The organism is Curtobacterium sp. DN_7.5, assembly GCF_022655355.1.
Classification (GTDB): Bacteria; Actinomycetota; Actinomycetes; order Actinomycetales; family Microbacteriaceae; genus Curtobacterium; species Curtobacterium luteum.
Genome location: NZ_CP093378.1, coordinates 1,379,287 through 1,397,021, shown reverse-complemented (window position 1 = coordinate 1,397,021; position 17,735 = coordinate 1,379,287). Strand labels below are relative to the sequence as shown.

13 protein-coding genes and 1 pseudogene are annotated in these 17,735 nt (G+C 70.0%); 2 read left to right on the top strand and 12 right to left on the bottom strand.

From position 1 onward, the window contains the following. Positions 1-63 precede the first annotated feature (63 nt). Positions 64-1,938, top strand: coding sequence for a glycoside hydrolase family 15 protein (locus MON03_RS06480; protein ID WP_242091152.1), 1,875 nt, complete (start codon positions 64-66; stop codon positions 1,936-1,938). Positions 1,939-2,049: 111 nt separating this feature from the next. On the opposite strand, the gene MON03_RS06475 is transcribed toward MON03_RS06480, so the two are convergent. The 6 genes from MON03_RS06475 to MON03_RS06450 all read right to left on the bottom strand — a co-directional run bounded on the left by MON03_RS06475 (position 2,050) and on the right by MON03_RS06450 (position 9,049). Next, positions 2,050-3,423: a glucose-6-phosphate dehydrogenase gene (locus MON03_RS06475; protein WP_022904277.1), complete on the bottom strand. Its 1,374-nt coding sequence runs from the start codon at positions 3,421-3,423 to the stop codon at positions 2,050-2,052. Between the two features lie 198 nt (positions 3,424-3,621). Continuing rightward, entirely contained in the window at positions 3,622-4,038 is a 417-nt protein-coding gene (locus tag MON03_RS06470) for a cytochrome c oxidase subunit 4 (protein ID WP_022904276.1), read from the bottom strand. A 4-nt stretch (positions 4,039-4,042) separates the two neighbouring features. Further along, entirely contained in the window at positions 4,043-5,782 is a 1,740-nt protein-coding gene (gene ctaD / locus MON03_RS06465) for an aa3-type cytochrome oxidase subunit I (RefSeq protein WP_022904275.1), read from the bottom strand. 12 nt (positions 5,783-5,794) lie between these two features. Further along, positions 5,795-6,694, bottom strand: coding sequence for an aa3-type cytochrome oxidase subunit II (gene ctaC, locus MON03_RS06460; protein ID WP_022904274.1), 900 nt, complete (start codon positions 6,692-6,694; stop codon positions 5,795-5,797). Between the two features lie 245 nt (positions 6,695-6,939). Beyond that, a complete protein-coding gene (locus MON03_RS06455; protein ID WP_022904273.1) occupies positions 6,940-7,317 on the bottom strand; it encodes a HesB/IscA family protein in 378 nt (125 codons plus the stop codon). Positions 7,318-7,549: 232 nt separating this feature from the next. Then, positions 7,550-9,049 carry a dipeptidase gene (locus MON03_RS06450; RefSeq protein WP_242091150.1) on the bottom strand — a complete coding sequence of 500 codons (1,500 nt, stop codon included), beginning with the start codon at positions 9,047-9,049 and terminating at the stop codon, positions 7,550-7,552. Positions 9,050-9,101: 52 nt separating this feature from the next. Here MON03_RS06450 and MON03_RS06445 point away from each other — a divergent pair, with 52 nt between their 5' ends. After that, positions 9,102-9,677, top strand: coding sequence for a DUF3043 domain-containing protein (locus MON03_RS06445; protein WP_022904271.1), 576 nt, complete (start codon positions 9,102-9,104; stop codon positions 9,675-9,677). 604 nt (positions 9,678-10,281) lie between these two features. Here the strand turns inward: MON03_RS06445 and MON03_RS06440 are convergent. From MON03_RS06440 to dnaE, 6 genes and pseudogenes are all read right to left on the bottom strand, one after another. Next, the gene (locus tag MON03_RS06440; protein ID WP_277927280.1) at positions 10,282-11,358 is read right to left on the bottom strand and encodes a quinone-dependent dihydroorotate dehydrogenase; all 1,077 of its coding nucleotides are present in this window, start codon (positions 11,356-11,358) and stop codon (positions 10,282-10,284) included. Then, positions 11,355-11,834, bottom strand: a complete 480-nt coding sequence (gene nrdR / locus MON03_RS06435) for a transcriptional regulator NrdR (protein ID WP_022904268.1) — start codon at positions 11,832-11,834, stop codon at positions 11,355-11,357. Before nrdR ends, MON03_RS06440 begins: the two co-directional genes overlap by 4 nt. A gap of 12 nt (positions 11,835-11,846) precedes the next feature. Then, complete coding sequence (hisD, locus tag MON03_RS06430; protein WP_242091148.1) at positions 11,847-13,154, bottom strand: histidinol dehydrogenase; 1,308 nt, start codon at positions 13,152-13,154, stop codon at positions 11,847-11,849. Between the two features lie 67 nt (positions 13,155-13,221). Continuing rightward, a pseudogene (locus MON03_RS06425) lies at positions 13,222-13,731 on the bottom strand (hypothetical protein); the annotation flags it as partial. A 36-nt stretch (positions 13,732-13,767) separates the two neighbouring features. Further along, a complete protein-coding gene (locus MON03_RS06420) occupies positions 13,768-14,040 on the bottom strand; it encodes a hypothetical protein (protein WP_242091144.1) in 273 nt (90 codons plus the stop codon). Between the two features lies 1 nt (position 14,041). Next, on the bottom strand, positions 14,042-17,524 hold the full coding sequence (gene dnaE / locus MON03_RS06415) for a DNA polymerase III subunit alpha (protein ID WP_042726743.1): 3,483 nt from the start codon (positions 17,522-17,524) through the stop codon (positions 14,042-14,044). Positions 17,525-17,735: the final 211 nt, after the last annotated feature.

Genomic DNA, 17,735 nt, shown 5'->3' with positions numbered 1-17,735 from the left:
TGCCCGGCTGAGGGCCTCCTCAGCGCAGCCTCCCCGGGGCGGCCGCGTGGTTCGATCGGGATCATGCACTCTGCGCGCATCGAGGACCACGCCCTCATCGGCGACACCTACACCGCGGCGCTCGTCACGCGGGACGGCACGGTCGACTGGGCCTGCCTCCCCCGCTTCGACAGCCCGTCGACCTTCGCGGCCCTGCTCGGCTCGGCCGAGCACGGCGGCTGGTCCACCCGTCCGACCGACCCGGACGCGACGTCGCACCGTCGGTACGTCGGCGACTCACTGGTCCTCTCGACGGTCTGGACGACGAGCTCGGGCGTGGTCGAGGTCACCGACTTCATGCCGATCGGTGCCCACCGCGCCGCGATCGTCCGGCGCGTCCGGGGCCTCCGCGGATCCGTCGACGTGGAGCAGGTCCTCACCATCCGGTTCGACTACGCCCGGGCGCTCCCCTGGGTCCGCCAGATCGGCGGCGACGACGACCCCGCGCTCCTCGCGACCGCCGGACCCGGCTCGGTGATCGTCCGCGGACCCCGGTTCCACGCGCGGGACCACAGCCACACCGCGACGACGACCGTGCGCGACGGCGAAGTCATCGACACCGTGCTGACCTGGTACCCGTCGCACCGGGAACCGCCGGCACCGATGGACGTGACGGAGGCGCTGCACCGCACGACCCGGTGGTGGGAGGACTGGATGGCCCCGGTGCGCACCCACGGCCGCTACGTCGACGCCACGCGTCGCTCGCTGCTGCTGCTGCGGGCCATGACCCACGCGGAGACCGGCGGGGTCGTCGCCGCCGCGACCACGAGCCTCCCGGAGGACCCGGGCGGCGAACGGAACTGGGACTACCGGTACGTCTGGCTCCGCGACGCCTCGCTCGCGCTGGCGTCCCTCATCGCCCACGGCTACCGGGACGAGGCGACCCACTGGCGCGGGTGGCTCCTCCGGGCGATCGCGGGCGACCCCGCGGACGTGCAGATCATGTACGGCGTCGCCGGCGAGCGCGAACTCCCGGAGCGGACGCTCGAGAACCTGCCCGGGTACGCGCACTCGACGCCGGTGCGCGTCGGCAACGGCGCGTACACGCAGTACCAGGGCGACGTGTTCGGCGAGGTCCTCGCCGCGCTGCACGACGCCCGAGAGCTCGGCGTCGAGGAGAACGCGGACTCCTGGGCGCTGCAACGAGCCCTGCTCGGCTACGTCGAGGAGCACTGGCAGGAGCCCGACAACGGGATCTGGGAGATGCGCGGCCCACGTCGCCACTTCACGCACTCCCGGGCGATGATCTGGGCGGCGTTCGACCGCGGCGTCGCGGCCGTCGAGGAGTTCGGCCTCGAGGGCCCCGTCGACCGGTGGCGCACGCTGCGCGACCAGGTGCGGGCCGAGATCGAGGAGCACGGTTGGAACGCCGAACGCGGCTCCTACCGGCAGCACTACGACACCGACGAGGTCGACGCGAGCCTCCTGGTGCTGCCGCAGATCGGCTACATCAAGGCCGACGACCCGCAGATGACCGGCACCGTGGCCGCGATCGAGCAGGACCTCCGCACCGGCGACGACGGCCTGGTGCTCCGCTACCGGACGTCCGCCGGCTTCGACGGGCTGTCGGGCAGCGAGCACCCGTTCCTGGCGTGCTCGTTCTGGCTCGTCGAGCAGTACGCCGCGTCCGGCCGCATCGAGGACGCCGAACGGCTCATGGACGTGCTCGTGGGATTCGCGAACGACGTCGGGATGCTGTCCGAGGAGATCGACGTCGAGACCGGTCACCACATCGGCAACACGCCGCAGGCGCTGTCGCACCTGACCCTCGTGTCCGCGGCGGACGCCATCGCTCGCGCCCGTGGCGCGTCCGCCGGGCACCGGACGCGTCTGGCGGTCCACGACGGCGGCACGCGGTCGTGGACCGGTGCGGGCGAGCGAGCGGGCGACACCGCCTGAGACGCCATCCGCTGGGACGCGACCCGGCAACGGACGGGAGGCACGGTGCCAGCTGGCACCGTGCCTCCCGTCCGTGCAGTGCGCCCGTTCAGGGCGCGGCGGTCACGTCCGTCAGGACGAGCTCACCCAGTCGGCCGGCCCGCGCGAACCGGCGCGGTACTCCTCGAGCGGGACCTCGTTCGCCTTCCAGGCGTCGACGACCGGCTCGACGATCTCCCAGCAGCGCTCCGCGACGTCGCCGCGGATCGAGAGCAGCGGGTCGTCGTGGAAGATCCCGTTGAGGACCTCGCCGTAGGGCGTCAGCTCCCCGTCCGCGAAGGACGACGACAGCGTGACCTGGCCCATCTCGAACGGGTTGCCGCCGCCGTTCGCCGACACCGTCAGCTCGATCTCGTCCGGGTTCAGCACGATGCGGAGCGTGTCCGTCTTCGGGCGGCCCGAGAGGCCGGAGGGCAGGCGCGTCACCGGCTTGAAGGTGATCAGCACCTCCTTCCGGCTGGCGCCGAGGGCCTTGCCGGACCGCAGCGTGAACGGCACGCCCTTCCAGCGCGCGGTGTCGACCTCGACCGAGATCTCGGCGAGCGTCTCCGTCTGGCGCGACTTGTCGACGCCGTCCTCGTCCTGGTACGACGGCAGCTCCTTGCCGTCGATCGTGCCGGCCGTGTACACCGCTCGGCGCGACGCGACCTTCGGGTCGCCGCCCTTGAGCTCGGTCGAGCGGAGCACCCGGGCCAGGGACGAGCGGAACTCGACCGCGTCGATGTCGGCCGGGGCGTCCATCGTCACGATGCCGAGGATCTGCAGCAGGTGCGACTGGATCATGTCGACCATCGCGCCGGCCTCGTCGTAGTACTGCGCGCGGTTCTCGAGCCCGAGGGTCTCGTCGTAGAAGATGTCGACCTTCTCGATGTTCTCGGCGTTCCAGATCGGCTCGAACAGACGGTTCGCGAAGCGCAGGCCGATGATGTTGAGCACCGTCGTGCGACCGAGGAAGTGGTCGGTGCGGTGGACGCGCTCCTCGGGGACGAGCTTGAGGACGGTCTCGTTGAGGGCCTTCGCGCTGTCGACGTCGGTGCCGAACGGCTTCTCGAAGGCGAGGGTCGTGCCCGCGGGCAGCTCGACCTCCTGGAGGGCCTCGCAGATGTCGGAGGCGATCTGCGGCGGGAGGGCGAAGTAGAGGATCGGCTCGGAGTCCGCCGCGGCGAGGAGCGCCTCGAGGTGCTTCGGGTCGGTCGGGTCGCCCTGGATGAACTGCGTCGACTCGAGGGTCGCGTCGACCTCCGGGCCCTTCACGTCCTGCGACGCGAACGACTTCGTGACGACGTCCTTCCACTGCTCCTCGCTCCGGGCGCTGCGGCCCGTCCCGATCAGCTGGACGGGGACCGCTCGACCGCTCTGCAGGAACGTGCCGAGGCCCGGCAGCAGCAGGCGGGAGGCGAGGTCGCCCGTCGCGCCGAAGATGATGAGGGTGCGCTTGTCGGTCACCTGAGGTGACTCCTTTCGCTGTGGTGGGGGTGGTCCGTTCCGAGTCAAGCCGGGAGCGGGCCGTGTTGTTCCCAGTCCGAGGGCCGGGGAGTCTGGTGGAGTGCGCTGCGCGGCGAGCCGAGTCCGCCGCGCGGAGTCCGGACGCACTTCGGGCGGCACCGGATGTGGTGCCGCCCGAAGGTCGTCAGGGGTGCGGGGTCAGTGCCCGAAGTTCCCGCGGTAGTACTCGTAGACCCAGCCCACGAGCGTCACGGCGACGAACGCCATGCCGATCGGGACGAGCCAGAGGCCGGCCGCGACGCCGAGGAAGATCACACCGACGGCCGCCGCGAGGAGGATCGGCCACCACGACCACGGGCTGAAGTGCCCGAGCTCGGCGTCGCCGTCCTCGATGTTGGCGTCCGGACGGTCCTCGGGCAGCACGCCGCCCTGGGAGGACATGACCTTGCCGAGGTAGAACGCGATGAACGCGGACATGATCCCGGTGAGTCCGATGGAGACCGTGCCGACCCATTCCGGGTGGGAGTAGGTGATGACAGCCCAGATGGTGTACGCCGCATCCGCGAGGATGAAGAAGACGAACAGGATCCAGAACAGGTTGGTGTTGGCGCGCATGGCGTTACTTCACCTCGCCCTTCGCAGCGTCGTAGGTCGGAGCGTCCGGGGCGTCCTTCGCCGGACCCACACCGATCGGCACGCCGGCCTCGGGGTGGTTCAGGTCGAACGCCGGGGACTCGGAACGGATCCGCGGGATCGACGTGAAGTTGTGCCGCGGCGGCGGGCAGCTGGTCGCCCACTCGAGCGAACGGCCGTAGCCCCAGGGGTCGTTCACGGCGACCTTCGGTGCGTTCCGGGCGGTGACGTAGATGTTGAAGATGAACGGCAGGAACGAGATCGCGAGGATCATCGAACCGATCGTCGACAGCTGGTTCATCCAGGTGAAGCCGTCGTTCGGCAGGTAGGTCGCGTACCGACGCGGCATGCCGATGACGCCCAGCCAGTGCTGGATGAGGAACGTCGTGTGGAACCCGATGAACAGCAGCCAGAAGTGGATCTTGCCGAGGCGCTCGTTGAGCATCTTGCCGGTCCACTTCGGCCACCAGAAGTAGAACCCGGCGAACATCGCGAACACGACGGTGCCGAAGACCACGTAGTGGAAGTGCGCGACGACGAAGTACGAGTCGGACACGTGGAAGTCGAGCGGCGGCGACGCCAGGATCACGCCGGTGAGACCACCGAAGGTGAAGGTGATGAGGAAGCCGACCGACCAGAGCAGCGGGGTCTCGAAGGTCACCGAGCCGCGCCACATGGTGCCGACCCAGTTGAAGATCTTCACGCCCGTGGGGACCGCGATGAGCATCGTCATGAGCGAGAACCACGGGAGCAGGACGCCACCGGTGACGTACATGTGGTGCGCCCACACCGTGACCGAGAGGGCCGCGATGGAGATGGTCGCGTAGATGAGGGTCTTGTACCCGAAGATCGGCTTGCGGCTGAAGACCGGGAAGATCTCCGACACGATGCCGAAGAACGGCAGCGCGATGATGTAGACCTCCGGGTGGCCGAAGAACCAGAAGAGGTGCTGCCAGAGGAGCGCACCGCCGTTCGCCGGGTTGAAGACCTGGGCGTTGAACACGCGGTCGAGGCCGAGGCCGAAGAGCGCCGCCGCGAGGACGGGGAAGGCCATCAGGACGAGGAGCGCGGTCACGAGGGTGTTCCACGTGAAGATCGACATGCGGAACATGGTCATGCCCGGCGCACGCATGGTGATGATCGTCGTGATGAAGTTCACCGCGCCGAGGATCGTCGAGAAGCCGGTCATGCCCAGGCCGAAGACCCAGAGCGTCCCACCGAGGCCGGGTGTGAACGTCGTGTCACTCAGTGGCGCGTACGCGAACCAGCCGAACGACGCGGCGCCCTGCGGGGTGAGGAAGCCGCCGACCGCGATGAGCGCGCCGAAGACGTAGAGCCAGAACGCGAAGCCGTTGAGTCGCGGGAAGGCGACGTCCGGCGCACCGATCTGCAGCGGCATGACCGCGTTCGCGAAACCCGAGAAGAGCGGCGTCGCGAAGAGCAGCAGCATGATCGTGCCGTGCATCGTGAAGAGCTGGTTGTACTGCTCCTTCGTCGCCACCACGTGCAGGCCGGGCTCGAAGAGCTGGGCACGGATGACGAGCGCCATCACACCCGCGAGCAGGAAGAAGATGAAGGACGCGATCAGGTACATGTACCCGATGGTCTTGTGGTCGGTGGAGGTGATCCACCGGACGATGATGTTGCCCTTGCGGCCCACCTTCGACGCCTGGAAGTCCAGGGTCGTGGTGCCTGCCGCCGGCTGGCCGACGAGCGACGTGGTCATCTGACGGAGCCCCTACTCGTTCTCGGACGCCGTCACGGGCGCCTTGTTGTTCGGTTCGTTCGTGTTGGTGTTGTACTCGTCACCGAGGAGGCCGACCTTGCCCTGCTCGGTCAGCTTGTCGAGGTACGCCTGGTACTCGTCCGGCGTGACGACCTTCACCTGGAAGAGCATGAGCGAGTGGTACTCGCCGCAGAGCTCGGCGCACTTGCCCTGGTAGGTGCCGAGCTTCTCCGGGATGAAGTACTCGTCGTTCTGCTTGCCGGGGATCATGTCCTTCTTGTAGAGGAAGTCGATCACCCAGAAGGAGTGGTTCACGTCGCGCGACGAGAGCTCGATGTGCACCTTCTTGCCCTGGGGCAGGTACAGCGTCGGCAGCTGCGACTCGTCGATGGCGCCCTTGCCGTTGTCTTCTTCCTGGGCCTGGATGCCCTGGTAGTAGACGCTCTTCGACTGGTCGGACTCGTTGATGTAGTTGAAGTCCCACGCCCAGCGCTTGCCGTACACGTGGATCGTCGCGTCGGCCTTGGCGAACGGACGCTCGATGTCGGCCTGGTCCTTCGCGGTGAAGGCGAAGAAGCCGAGCACGAGGATGAGCGGGACGATCGTGTAGAAGATCTCGAGCGGCATGTTGTACCGCATCTGCACCGGGAGGCCGGTCTGGCCCTTGCGGCGGCGGTAGACGATCGCGGCCCAGATGATGAGGCCCCAGACGATCAGGCCCACCGCGAGCAGCACGACCCAGCTCGTGGTCCACAGGCCGACGATGCGGCTCGTGTGGTTCGTGACGTTCTTCGTCTCCTCCGTGCCGGGGAGCCATCCGTTGAGCTGCTGCTGCGTGCAGCCAGCCAGTGCGATGACCAGACCGACGGCCACCGGGATGGCCGCCCAACGTATACGGCGATTCGAACGCACTGTTACCTCTCGGAGTGACGTGAAGCCGGATGAGCCGCGACACGAAGGTCGCTCATGGCTCACTCCCAGCTCGGTTGGAACACTCCTAGCTTACTCGCAGCCGGGGACAGCTCGCGCACACGTGTGGCCCGCGTGGCCCCGATCCGCGCGCTCGACGACCGCCCTGACCACGAGAAACGCGAGCGGGGAGCGACCAGTCCGGTCACTCCCCGCTCGCGTGTCGCCCGTGGTGCGGGCCGTCGGCGTCAGTGGAAGCTGTCGCCGCACGCGCAGCTGCCCTGCGCGTTCGGGTTGTCGATGGTGAAGCCCTGCTTCTGGATGGTGTCCTCGAAGTCGATCGTGGCGCCGTCGAGGTACGGGACGCTCATCTTGTCGACGACGACCTCGACGCCGGGCTCGAACCCGGCCGTGGTGTCGCCGTCGAGCAGGCGCTCGTCGAAGTAGAGCTGGTAGATGAGACCGGAGCAGCCGCCGGGCTGGACCGCGAGGCGCAGGCGGAGGTCGTCGCGCCCTTCCTGCTCGAGGAGGCTCGCCACCTTGGCCGCAGCCGCGTCGCTCAGCTGCACACCGTGCGTCGCCGTCTCGGTCGCAGCGGTCTGCGCTTCGGTGATGGTGTCGCTCATCGCGCGTCTCCCTCCGGGCCGGTGCGGATCACCGTGCCCCGGGTCGATTGTAAGCACGCCCCGCCGACGGGCGCAGCAGGTCACGGCGGCGCTGTGGACGGAGCAGGCCTGTGGACAGTGGTGAGGACGGACGGACGGGAGGCTCGTGGCGGGGTCGCCACGGGCCTCCCGTCCGTCGTCACGCGCGTCAGCGCGCCCGGAGCGAGCGCGTCAGCGTGCCTGAGCGAGCGCGTCAGCGCGTCGCGAGCCGCGCCAGGAGGATCGTCTCCGACGCGATCGCGCGGTGCAGCACGCCGAGGTGCTGCGACTCGTTCGGGCTGTGCGCACGGGTGTCGGGGTCCTCGACGCCGGTCACCAGGATCTGTGCCTCCGGGAACTCCGCGGCCAGGTGGGAGACGAACGGGATCGACCCGCCGATGCCCTGCTCGACCGCCTCGGCGCCCCAGCCCTCACGCATCGCGACACGGGCGTCCTGCACGGCCCACCCGGCGGTGTCGACGAGGAACCCGTCGCCGGCGTCCGGCTCGCTGAGCTCGAGGTGCGCGCCGAACGGCACGTGCGCGCGGAGGTGGCGCTCGACGGCGTCGCGCGCCTCGACCGCCGACTGGCCGGGTGCGACGCGGACGGAGATCCGGGCGCTCACGGTCGGCAGGAGCGTGTTCGACGCGTTGGCGACGCTCGGGACGTCCATGCCGGTGACGGTGATCGACGGCTGGAACCACATGCGGCTGAGCACCGGGCCGGTGCCGACCGGGCGGACACCGGGCAGGAGCGCGGCGTCCGCGGCCAGCTCGTCGTCGGAGCGTTCGGGGACGTCGGCGTCGTACGAGGTGAGGCCCTCGACCGCGACCGAGCCGTCGTCGTCGTGGAGCGAGGCGAGCAGGCGCACCATCGGGATCATCGCGTCCGGGGCCGCGCCGCCGAACATGCCGCTGTGGCTCGCGTGCTCGAGGGTCGTCAGGGTGAGCTTGAAGGTGACGTTGCCGCGGAGCGACACCGTGATCGAGGGGACCTCGGCGGACCAGTTGTCGCTGTCGGCCACGACGATCACGTCGGCGGCGAGGTGCTCCTTCTGCTCGCGGAGGAACGTGCGGAACGACCGTGAGCCGAACTCCTCCTCGCCCTCCACGAACAGCACGACACCGAGGTCGAGGTCGTCGCCGAACTGCGCGTGCATGGCCCGGAGGGACGCGATGTGGGTCATCACGCCGGCCTTGTCGTCCGAGGCACCGCGGCCGTAGAGGCGGTCGCCGCGGAGGGTCGGCTCGAACGGCGGCGTCTCCCAGAGGGCCTCGTCACCCTGGGGCTGCACGTCGTGGTGCGCGTAGAGCATGACGGTGGGCTTGCCGTTCCGCGCCGGGCGGACCGCGAGCACCGCGGGCTGGCCGAGCTCCACGTCGGCGCCGTCGGTGTCCTGCGGGGCGGTGGTGTCCTGCTGGGCGCTGTTGTCCTGCGGGGCGCTGGTGTCCTGCGGGGTGTCGCCCTCGATGGCCGAGCGGACGATGCGCACGGCGTCGTCGGCGAACACACCGGTGCTCCGGGCCAGGTCCGCGACCGCCTCCGCACTCGCGCGGACGTTCGCCGGGTCGAACGCCGACCACGACACCGAGGGCAGGCGGACGAGGGCGGACAGGTCGGCGATGGTCGCCGGCAGCGCCCCCTGCACGTGTTCGCGCAGGGCGTCGAGGAGCGCGGGGTCGGTGGCTGCTGCGTGCTGGTCGGTGTCGGTCATGTCCCGTAATCTAGAGGACGATCCAGCACGCAACCGCAGTCAGGAACCCACCGTGGCGAAGGCAGCCCCCAAGACCAACACGACCGTCAACCCGTCCGAGGCCGAGCTCCTCGAGCAGGGCAAGGGTCGGCCGACGCCGAGCCGCCGTGAGCGTGAGGCCGCGAACCGTCGCCCCCTCGTCGGCAACTCCCCCGCGGACAAGAAGGCGGCGCGCGCCCGGCTGAACACGGAGCGCGAGAAGGCCCGCGTCGGCATGGCGAACGGCGAGGAGCGCTACCTCCCCGCGAAGGACCGCGGCGAGCAGCGTCGGTTCGTGCGCGACTGGATCGACGCGCGGTGGAACATCGGCGAGGTCATGATGCCGGTGCTCGTGCTCTTCCTCATCGTCGGGTTCGCGGCCTCGCAGACCGTGCTGGCGTCCTACGCGCTGCTGCTCGTGTGGGCGTTCGTCGCGCTGTTCGTGCTCGACTGCGTCGTCCTCTGGCTGTCGCTTCGCAAGAAGCTGACGAACAAGTTCGGGTCGATGCAGCGCGGCACGTTCCTCTACATCCTCACGCGGACGTGGCAGCTGCGGTTCCTCCGCCTGCCGAAGCCGCAGGTGGGTCGCCGGCAGTACCCCACCGTCTGACCGGCGTCCGTCCGGACGTCCTGCTCGGAGCGCCGCTCGACCTCGGTCGGGCGGCGCTCCTGCGTTCCTGGGTGCGGAATGCGTCGAGTTGGTCGCGCGACATGCCGCTCACCTCCGCCGCCGCGCCCGTGCCCGTGCTCGTGCCCGTGCCCGTGCCCGTGCCCGGGCCCGCCTTGCAACCGGTCACGACTCCCCGCCGCGCTCACGCCGAAGGGTCACGAGCCGTCGGTCACGAGCGCCGAGAGCGACCCTTCGTGACCGGCCGCTGAAGCTGAGCGGGGTGTCGTGACCTCGCGCGCGACCGCGTCTTGCGCGCCTGCCACCCCGATTCCGAGCCCGAGCGCGCCCGGGCCCGCCTTGCAACCGGTCACGACTCCCCGCCGCGCTCACGCCGAAGGGTCACGAGCCGTCGGTCACGAGCGCCGAGAGCGACCCTTCGTGACCGGCCGCTGAAGCTGAGCGGGGTGTCGTGACCTCGCGCGCGACCGCGTCTTGCGCGCCTGCCACTCCGATGCCGAGCCCGAGCGCGCCCGGGCTGCCCGCCCGCCCGGGCTGCCCGCCCGCCCGGGCTGCCCGCTCGCCCGGGCTGCCCGCCCGCCCGCCGTCAGCGAGCGGCGCGCCGCAGCCGACGACGACGGAGGTGGTTGATGCGCGCAGCCCAGGTCGGCCCCTCGTAGAGGAAGGCCGTGTAGCCCTGCACGAGCGTCGCCCCGGCTTCGACGCGGTCCTGCACGTCCTGTTCGCTCGTCACTCCCCCGACCGCGATGACGCAGAAGTCTTCGGGGACGGCAGCCCGGACACGCCGCAGGACGTCGAGCGACCGGGCAGCGAGCGGCGCACCGGAGAGGCCGCCCGCTCCCATCGCCTCGACCTCGGCCGCCGGGGTCTGCAGCCCGGAACGGTCGATCGTGGTGTTGTTCGCGATGATCCCGGAGAGCCCGAGCTCGACAGCGAGTCCGGCGATGGCGTCGATCTGCTCGTCGGTCAGGTCAGGCGCGATCTTCACGAGCACCGGGGTCCGCCCTGCGGCGTCGCGCACGGCGGTGAGGAGCGGCCGGAGCTGGTCGAGCTCCTGGAGACCACGGAGCCCCGGTGTGTTCGGCGAGCTGACGTTCACGGCGAGGTAGTCGGCGAACGGCGCGAGGAGCCGCGTCGACTCGAGGTAGTCGTCGATCGCGTCCGCGACGTCGACCACGCGGCTCTTGCCGATGTTGACGCCGATGACCGGCCTGCCGGAGTTGCGTCGTGCCCGTTCGAGGCGACGCGACGCAGCAGGTGCGCCGTGGTTGTTGAACCCCATCCGGTTGATGAGTGCCCGGTCCGGGATGAGTCGGAACAGCCGTGGTCGCTCGTTGCCGGGCTGCGGCTTGGCGGTGATCGTGCCGACCTCGACGTGGCCGAACCCCAGCACGCCGAGACCCCGGATGCCCTTCGCGTCCTTGTCGAACCCGGCCGCGAGACCGAACCGCGACGGGAAGTGGATCCCCATCGTCGTGATGCCGTCGGCGGCCGACGGGCGGGAGGACCGTTCGACGAGTCGCCCGATGAACGGCACGTGCGGGATCACCCGGATGACGGCGAACGCGAGGTGATGGGCTCGCTCCGGGTCCATGTTCGCGAACACGGAGCGGAAGACGACCTCGTACCCGCCGCGGATGGCTCGCTCGACGCCGACGCTCACGCGTCCGCGCCCTCGGGACGGGCAGCGGCGTGGTGGTCGAGGCGGAGCTGGCCGATGGCGTCCTCGAAGTCCTCGAGGGAGTCGAAGGCCTGGTACACGCTCGCGAAGCGGAGGTACGCGACCTCGTCGAGCTCACGGAGCGGCGCGAGGATCGCGAGCCCGATGTCGTTCGCGTCGATCTGGCTGGAGCCGGACGACCGCACGGTCTCCTCGACACGCTGCGCGAGGATCGCGAGGTCGCCGTCGGTCACCGGACGGCCCTGGCACGCCTTCCGGACACCCGAGACGATCTTGTCGCGGCTGAACGGCTCGGTGACGCCGTTGCGCTTCACGACGTTGAGCGACGCCGTCTCGGTCGTCGAGAACCGGCGCCCGCAGTTCGGGCACTGGCGACGGCGACGGATGGAGGTGCCGTCGTCGCTCGTGCGGGAGTCGACGACGCGGGAGTCCGGATGGCGGCAGAAGGGGCAGAACATGGCGTGCCCAGGCTATCGGTTCGTGCGCTCCGTCACGGCGGCCCCGTGCGCGGGCAGCTGCTCCTCGGTCGCGAGCGCCACGATGTGCGGCGCGACCTCGGCCAGCGCCTCGGCCGAGTACCGGATCACCTGCTGCGGCCGCAGGAAGGTGGACGCCGAGAGCCCGGACCCGAACCGCGCCTGCCCACCGGTCGGCAGGACGTGGTTCGACCCGGCGAGGTAGTCGCCGAGGCTCACCGGTGTGCTCGGTCCCACGAACACCGCACCCGCGGCGTCGATGTCGGCGAGGACCGCGTCGTCGTCGGCGGTCTGGATCTCGAGGTGCTCCGGCCCGTAGGCGTTGCTCACGGCCGCGGCATCGGCCAGCGAGTCCACGAGCACGATCGCGGACTGCGGACCGTCCAGGGCGGTCTGGAGGCGCGCGGCGGTCCCCACGCGTTCGGTGCGTTCCGGGATCGCGGCCTCGACCGCATCGGCGAACGCCGGCGACGTGGTCACCAGCACGCTGCCCGCCTGCTCGTCGTGCTCGGCCTGGCTGATGAGGTCGGCGGCCACGTACCCCGCGTCGGCCGAGTCGTCGGCGATCACGAGGATCTCGGTGGCGCCGGCCTCGGAGTCGATGCCGACCGTGCCGCGGACGATCCGCTTCGCCGCCGCGACGTAGTTGTTGCCGGGGCCCGTCACGAGGTCGACCGGCTCGAGGCCGATCTCCGGCACGCCGTACGCGAGGGCACCGACCGCGCCGGCACCGCCCATCGCGTAGACCTCGTCCACGCCGAGGAGCCCCGCTGCCGCGAGGATCGTCGGGTGGACGTGTCCGCCGTGGGCACGCTGCGGCGGGGACACCAACGCGATCGAGCCGACACCGGCGATCTGCGCGGGCACGACGTTCATGACGACGCTCGACGGGTAGACGGCCTTGCCACCGGGCACGTAGAGCCCGACACGACGCATCGGCTGCCAGCGCTGGTGCACCTCGGCCCCGTCCGCGAGGGTGGTGACGGACCCGGCGGGCACCTGGGCGGCACTCGCGGCACGGACACGGCGGATCGCTTCGTCGAGGGCCGTGCGGAGTTCGGGGGTGAGTCCCGCGACCGCTGCCGCGATCTCGGCCGCCGGCACCCGCACGTGCTCCGGGGCACCGCCGTCGAAACGGTCGGCCTGCTCGCGGAGCGCCGCCGCCCCGTGCTCCCGCACCGCGTCGACGAGCTCGCGAGCGGCGTCGACGGCGTGCGAGACGTCACCGACGGCACGCGGCATGAGGCGGAGGAGTTCGGCGCGGGCGGGGAGGCCACCACGGAGGTCGATTCGCTGCATCATCAGGGCACCAAGCCTAGCGACGACGGCCGACAGCCTCCTGGCGGGGCCGGGCCGTGCCTCCAGGCCGTCAGACGGGGGCGACCGCCTCGACGACCGCAGCGTGCCGTGCCACCGCGAGGTCGTCCCACGCACCGAGGACGTGCAGCGTCGCGATGCGGAACGCGAGCGCGCGGACGAGGAGCTGCGGCCAGTCCGGGGTGCCGTGCCCGAGCGGCACCAGCGCGGAGGTCGGGACGCCCTGCCAGCAGACCGCGTCGACCACGGCGACCGCCTCACCGGTGCCGGCGGGACGCCAGTACGGCGGCCAGTCGATGATCGTCGGCGGGGCGCCGTCGGCGAAGAGGACGTTGCCGAGCAGGTCCCCGTGCACGAGCTGCGACGGGGTCGCCACCGGCCGGAACGCCTGCGCGAGCCGGTCGAGCGTCGGGTCGGCCGGCAGCGGCTCGTCGCCCCAGGCCATCCGGTCCGCGCGCGACCAGGCGTCGTCGAGGAGCTCTGACGGGTCCTCCAGGAACGCGGGACGACGCAGCCCGGCGATCGCGTCGTGGAAGGCGCGCCCCGCGTCGACGACGGCCTCGACCCGCGAGGGGTCGGGTCGACCCGGTACCCACGCCTATGCCTCCCACTCCCCCGCACGCCACGCTCCGGTGGTGGTGCGGACCGGCCGGGGCGTCCGGAACGCGGGCGTGTCGTCGAGGCCGTCGAGCACGGCGGCGCGCCAGTCGGTGACTGCGGCCTCGTCGTGCGGGCGGAGCACGACCGGGCCGGCGCGCCAGGTCATGCCGCGTCCGCCGACGAGGCGAACCGGCGCGATGTCGGCGACGCCGAACGCCGCCAGCACCGCAGCGTCGGGCGGTGCCGCGGCGTCACCGGGCGCGCCGTACACGTCAGACCAGGCAGCGCGGGCCGAGCAGGCTCTTCAGCTCGCCGAACAGGTCGGGCGTCAGGTTCACCGGGAACGGCAGCTCGAACGTCCGGGCGACGTCGTCCTTGAGCAGCTTCAGCCGGACCTCGGTCTCCCCGCTGTGCCGGCCGAGCACCGCGGCGAGCTCGGTGACCGTCTCGGTGGTCGCCTGCCGCTCGGGCAACGACAGCGTCAACGGACCGGAACCCATGACGTCGCCGACGTTCGGCTGGAACATGCTGACCGCGTGCAGCGCCTTGCCGTCGTCACGGACGTTCACGCGGCCGCGGAGGACGACGATCGAGTCCGCCACGAGCGACGGCCCGAACTCCTGGTACGTCTTGCCGAGGAACATGACGCCGATCTCGCCGCCGAAGTCCTCGATCTGGACGATGCCGTAGGGGTTGCCCGACGACTTCGCCACGCGGTGCTGCACGCTCGTGAGGAGTCCCGCCACCGTGACCGTCTCGCCCTCGACGGAGTCGTCCGCCGCGATGAGGTCCGCGATGGTGATCGACTGGTGCTTCGCGAGCTCGATCTCGAGGCCGGCGAGCGGGTGGTCGGACACGTAGAGCCCGAGCATGTCCCGCTCGAACGCGAGCTTGTCGCGCTTCGACCACTCGGGGCGGTCCGGCACCTGGGAGACCGGTGCGGCCGTCGGCTGCTCCTCGGCGACCTCGGCGAAGAGGGAGTCGAAGTCGAACCCGACGTTGCCGTTGGCCTCGTCGCGCTTGACCTTCACCGCGGACTCGACGGCTCCCTCGTGGATCTCGACGAGCGAGCGTCGGCTGTTGCCGAACTCGTCGAAGGCGCCGGCCTTGATGAGCGACTCGACCGTCCGCTTGTTCGCGGAGGAGATCGGGATCTTGCGGAGGAAGTCGTGGAACGACTCGAACGCGCCCTTCTCGGTCCGCGCCTTCACGATGTCGTCGACGACGTTGAAGCCGACGTTGCGGATCGCGCCCATGCCGAACCGGATGTCGTCGCCGACGGCCGCGAAGAACCCGATCGATTCGTTGACGTCCGGCGGCATGACCTTGATTCCCATGCGGCGGCACTCGTTGAGGTAGAGCGCGAGCTTGTCGCGAGCGTCGCCGACGCTCGTGAGCAGCGCGGCCATGTACTCGGCCGGGTAGTGCGCCTTGAGGTAGGCCGTCCAGAAGGACACCACGCCGTACGCGGCCGAGTGCGCTTTGTTGAACGCGTAGTCGGAGAACGGCAGCAGGATGTCCCACAGCGTCTTGATCGCCGCGTCGGAGTAGCCGTTGTCCTTCATGCCCTGCTCGAAGCCCGCGAACTGCTTGTCGAGCTCGGACTTCTTCTTCTTGCCCATCGCGCGGCGGAGGATGTCCGCCTGGCCGAGTGAGAAGCCGGCGACCTTCTGTGCGATGGCCATGACCTGCTCCTGGTAGATGATCAGACCGTAGGTCTGGTCCAGGATGTCGGCCAGCGGCTCGGCGAGCTCCGGGTGGATCGGGGTGATCGCCTGCTCGCCGTTCTTGCGCAGCGCGTAGTTCGTGTGCGAGTTCGCACCCATCGGCCCAGGACGGTACAGGGCGATGAGCGCGGAGATGTCCTCGAAGTTGTCCGGCTTCATGAGCCGCAGCAGACCGCGCATCGGGCCACCGTCGAGCTGGAACACCCCGAGCGTGTCGCCGCGCTGGAGGAGCTTGTAGGCTTCGTCGTCCTCGAGGCCCATCGTCTCGAGGTCGAGCTCGGTCCCCCGGTTCGTCCGGATGTTGTCGAGGGCGTCGCTGATGATCGTGAGGTTGCGGAGCCCCAGGAAGTCCATCTTGATCAGGCCGAGCGACTCCGCTGCCGGGTAGTCGAACTGCGTGACGATCTGGCCGTCCTGCTCCCGCTTCATGATCGGGATGATGTCGATGAGCGGGTCGCTCGACATGATGACGCCGGCGGCGTGCACGCCCCACTGGCGCTTCAGCCCCTCGAGCCCGAGCGCGGTGTCGAAGACCGTCTTCGCTTCGGGGTCGGTCTCGACGACCGTCCGGACGTCGACGGCCTCCTTGTAGCGCGGGTGGTCCTTGTCGAAGATCCCGGTGAGCGGGATGTCCTTGCCCATCACGGGCGGCGGCATCGCCTTGGTGAGCTTCTCGCCCATGCCGAACGGGAAGCCGAGGACGCGCGAGGAGTCCTTGAGCGCCTGCTTCGCCTTGATGGTGCCGTAGGTGACGATCTGCGCGACACGCTCGGAGCCGTACTTCTCCGTGACGTACTTGATCGCCTCACCGCGGCGCCGGTCGTCGAAGTCGACGTCGAAGTCGGGCATCGAGACGCGGTCCGGGTTGAGGAACCGCTCGAAGATGAGGCCGTGCCGGATCGGGTCGAGGTCGGTGATGCGCATCGCGTACGCCACCATCGACCCGGCGCCGGAACCACGGCCCGGTCCGACGCGGATGCCGTTGTTCTTCGACCAGTTGATGAAGTCGGCGACGACGAGGAAGTACCCCGGGAAGCCCATCTGGTTGATGATCCCGACCTCGTAGTCGGCGCGCTCCTGCACCTCGGGCGAGATGCCGTCCGGGTAGCGGTACTCGAGGCCCTTGCGGACCTCCTTCTCGAACCAGGAGTGCTCGGTCTCACCCTCGGGCACCGGGAACTTCGGCATGTAGTTCGCCGCGGTGTCGAACTCGACGTTGCACCGCTCGGCGATGAGCAGCGTGTTGTCGCAGGCTTCCGGGCTGTCACGGAACAGGTGCCGCATCTGCTGCGGGGTCTTGAGGTAGAACTCGTCGGCGTCGAACTTGAACCGGTTCGGGTCGTTCAGCGTCGCGCCGGACTGGACGCAGAGCAGGGCCGCGTGCGACTTGGCGTCGTGGGCGTGCGTGTAGTGGAGATCGTTCGTGCCGACCAGCGGGATCCCGAGGTCCTTCGCGAGGCGGATGAGGTCGCTCATGATCCGCCGCTCGATCTCGAGCCCGTGGTCCATGATCTCGGCGAAGTAGTTCTCCTTGCCGAAGATGTCGCGGTAGTCCGCCGCGGCCTGCACCGCCTCGTCGTACTGCCCGAGGCGCAGGCGCGTCTGGATCTCACCCGAGGGGCAGCCCGTCGTCGCGATGATGCCCTCGTGGTACTCCTGCAGCAGCTCGATGTCCATGCGGGGCTTGAAGTAGTAGCCCTCGAGCGAGGCCTTCGACGACAGCCGGAACAGGTTGTGCATGCCCGTGGTGTTCTCGGCGAACATCGTCATGTGGGTGTACGAACCCGCACCGGAGACGTCGTCCCCGCCGCCGTCACCCCAGCGCACGCGGGTCTTGTCGGAGCGGTGCGTGCGCGGCGTGATGTACGCCTCGGTCCCGATGATCGGCTTGACGCCGCCGGCCTTCGCCGCCTTCCAGAACTCGAACGCACCGAACATGTTGCCGTGGTCGGTGACGGCGACGGCGGGCATGCCCTGCGCGGCCGTCTCGGCCACGAGGTCGCCGAGACGCGCGGCACCGTCGAGCATCGAGTACTCGCTGTGCACGTGCAGGTGGACGAAGGAGTCGGAATCCGACACGGAACCTCCGGTTCGCGGGAGCTGCTGCGGTGTGGGAACAGCCTAACCGCGGCCACCCACATTCCCGGGCGTGGCGGCGTGGCGCTCGGTGACTCACGTGGGCGGGCGCCGTCGATCGGTCGGGACACGCCGCATCCGCGGTGCCGCGTGGTCGCGAAGT

What these genes read in the sequence shown, in the direction of transcription:
- MON03_RS06480 (WP_242091152.1), top strand. Translation starts at nt 64, where the DNA reads ATGCACTCTGCGCGCATCGAGGACCACGCCCTCATCGGCGACACCTAC.
- MON03_RS06470 (WP_022904276.1), bottom strand. Translation starts at nt 4,038, where the DNA reads ATGCGCGCCAACACCAACCTGTTCTGGATCCTGTTCGTCTTCTTCATC.
- ctaD (WP_022904275.1), bottom strand. Translation starts at nt 5,782, where the DNA reads ATGACCACGTCGCTCGTCGGCCAGCCGGCGGCAGGCACCACGACCCTG.
- MON03_RS06455 (WP_022904273.1), bottom strand. Translation starts at nt 7,317, where the DNA reads ATGAGCGACACCATCACCGAAGCGCAGACCGCTGCGACCGAGACGGCG.
- MON03_RS06450 (WP_242091150.1), bottom strand. Translation starts at nt 9,049, where the DNA reads ATGACCGACACCGACCAGCACGCAGCAGCCACCGACCCCGCGCTCCTC.
- nrdR (WP_022904268.1), bottom strand. Translation starts at nt 11,834, where the DNA reads ATGTTCTGCCCCTTCTGCCGCCATCCGGACTCCCGCGTCGTCGACTCC.
- hisD (WP_242091148.1), bottom strand. Translation starts at nt 13,154, where the DNA reads ATGATGCAGCGAATCGACCTCCGTGGTGGCCTCCCCGCCCGCGCCGAA.
- dnaE (WP_042726743.1), bottom strand. Translation starts at nt 17,524, where the DNA reads ATGCTCGACGGTGCCGCGCGTCTCGGCGACCTCGTGGCCGAGACGGCC.